Source organism: Deltaproteobacteria bacterium (assembly GCA_005879795.1).
In the GTDB taxonomy this organism is placed as follows: domain Bacteria; phylum Desulfobacterota; class Binatia; order DP-6; family DP-6; genus DP-6.
Map to the genome: position 1 here is coordinate 1 of VBKJ01000264.1, position 2,480 is coordinate 2,480.

The 2,480-nt window shown below is 69.2% G+C and carries 2 protein-coding genes; both read left to right on the plus strand.

Features of this window, described 5'->3' with window-relative positions; genetic code table 11:
- The first annotated feature begins 534 nt into the window (after window positions 1–534).
- The gene (locus tag E6J59_19870) at window positions 535–1,506 is read left to right on the plus strand and encodes a VacJ family lipoprotein (protein TMB15595.1); all 972 of its coding nucleotides are present in this window, start codon (window positions 535–537) and stop codon (window positions 1,504–1,506) included.
- Window positions 1,467–2,480: hypothetical protein (locus E6J59_19875; GenBank protein TMB15596.1), on the plus strand; the 1,014-nt coding region annotated here is incomplete at its 3' end. The genes E6J59_19870 and E6J59_19875, both read left to right, overlap by 40 nt.

Here is a 2,480-nt window from a genome sequence, read left to right on the forward strand (position 1 = left end):
CACCTCGGGGCGATGGGCCAGGGCTGAGCGCCGTGTGGGAAGAGTGCGCGCGCTTGGCCGCCCGGGGTATCTCCGTGAACTTCCGCCTGGTGGGCGAAGCGGCCCTTCGGCGGCGCGGCGCCACTGAGCGCGCGGCATGACAGAGCTTCTCCCGGGGCTGATCGCCCCCCCTGGCGAGCCGGCGCCTGCGCCCGAACGCCTGCTGACGAGAAGGTCTCCCTCCCAAGGGAACTCGAGCGCCAGAAGCGCGCGCTCGAGCGGGCGTACTGCGATCTGGCGCGGAAGGTGGAGACCCTGGAGAAGCGCGCCAAGCAGCTGGCCGAGGCGCGCGACGCGCACTCCAGAATGTGGAGCGACAACGGTGGCCGTGCTTGGCTTTGGGCCCGGCGGCGTGCCTCGGTCGGAGGGCGAGAACGCTAATTCCGCCTCTTTTGCAATCCTGAGAATCGCGGATAGCTCGTTCTGCGGTCAGAGCGCCTTCGAGCTTGACACGCTTCTTGCTGCCGTGCCATCTCACCGAAGGGAGGAAGCACGATGTCACTCGTTCCCTGGGAGCTGTTCCCTGCGCTGCGGCGCCGGGACGATCTGTTCGACGAGCCGTTCCGGCAGTTCTTCCGCCGGCCGATCTTCGAGGAGGGGGAGAAAGACCAGCTCCACCTCACGGTGTCCGCCGACCGGCTGACGGTCCGCGGCGAGGCGCCACCCGGAAGGTCCTCCACGTCCGGCGGCGCTGCGAGGTGGCTCCTCGCCCTCTTCGTCGTGCTGGGAAGCACCTCTCTCATGGGTGCCGCCCGGGCGGACGAGACCCCGGACGCCTCGGACATCGAGGACGGAGCATCCAACGACTACGACCCATGGCAGCGCTTCAACGAGAAGATGTTCTTTTTCAATCACGACATCTTCGACCGACGCCTCCTGAAACCGATCGCCAAGGGATGGAACAAGGCCCTCCCCGACGTCGGGAAGCGGGCGCTCGATCGCGCCTTCGACAACCTCGGCATGCCGAGGCGCCTGGTGAACAACCTTCTCCAGGGTCGCTTCCGCGGCGCGGGTCGCGAAGTCGCGCGCTTCGGCGTGAACACGACGATCGGTGTGGTCGGCTTCCTCGATGTCGCGAAGGCGCAGCTCCACATCGACAGCAGCGACGCCGACACCGGACAGACCCTCGGCGTGTACGGCTGGGGCCCCGGGCCGTACCTCGTGCTCCCCAGCCTCCAGCCGCTCACCGTCCGTGACGGCATCGGGTACGGCGTGGACGGGCTCCTCGATCCTTTCGGGTACGTCACGCCGTTACTCGCGACGACGGGGATGTCGGTCGTGAAGCAGGTCAACAAGCGTTCCCTGAACCTCGAGCTCTTCCAGGACGTCGAGGACAGTGCCCTCGACCTCTACAGCGCCGTCCGCAACGGCTACCTCCAGCGCCGCCATGGGTCGATCGAGGAGGCTATCGAGGCGCGCCACACCGAGTGGCATCCGCCGCCAGTGAAGGAGACTGCCGAGCGGTGAGGTCGCTCGTCGCGACCTCTGGCACAGCGTCGGGAGCGGGTGGCCGGGGTCTCCGGCTACTCGTCCGCCTTGCGTGCGCCCGGCCGCTCGTGACCGTGCTGCTCGGCGTGCTCGGCGCCGTCGCCGCGCTCACCTACACGGTCCGCCAGCTCGGCTTCGTCACCTCCGGACGCGATCTGCTGCCGCAGGACCAGCCCTTCGTCCAGCGTGAGGAGGAGTACTCCGACGACTTCCCGCGTCTCGACCAGCTGGTGGTGGCGGTCGAAGCCGACGACGTCGCGCGCTCGAAGGCGTACGCCCGTCGTCTCGCGCAGGAGCTGCGCAAGGACCGAGACACGTTCGCGCACGTCACGTATCGGATCGATCCGAGCCGATTCCGCGGTCGAGAGCTCCTCTACCTCTCGCGTCACGACCTCGCCGACCTCGCCGACGACGTCGTCGATCACCGACGGTTCCTCACCGACTTCGCGGCGCGGCCGACGCTCGGCGAGCTGGTCGACGGCCTGCGGACGGAGGTCGTGACGGCCTTCGTCCGCAACGCCTTCGACCTGGGGCTCGACGACGGGGATGCGAACGTCGACCTCGGCGCCGCCCGCGACGTGCTCGACCAGATCTCGACGCGGCTCGATCGACGGGCGCCCTACCGCTCGCCGTGGCGGTCGCTCTTCTCGCTGAAGCGGGGCGACGGGGATGCCGGCTACTTCCTCTCCGACGACGAGCGGCTACTCTTCGTTCTGGTCGAGGCGCGGCGGGAGCACGGGAGCTTCACGACCTACCGCGACGCGATCGGACCGCTGCGGGCGGCGATGGCACGGGTACAGACCGAGTTCCCGGGCGTGCGCGCCGGCCTCACGGGCGCCCCCGTGCTCTCGAACGACCAGATGGAGGCCGCCTTCCGGGACAGCAAGCGCGCGACGGTGCTCGCCTTCGTGCTGACGTTCGCCGTGCTGGCCGTCGCCTTCCGGGGGCGCGGC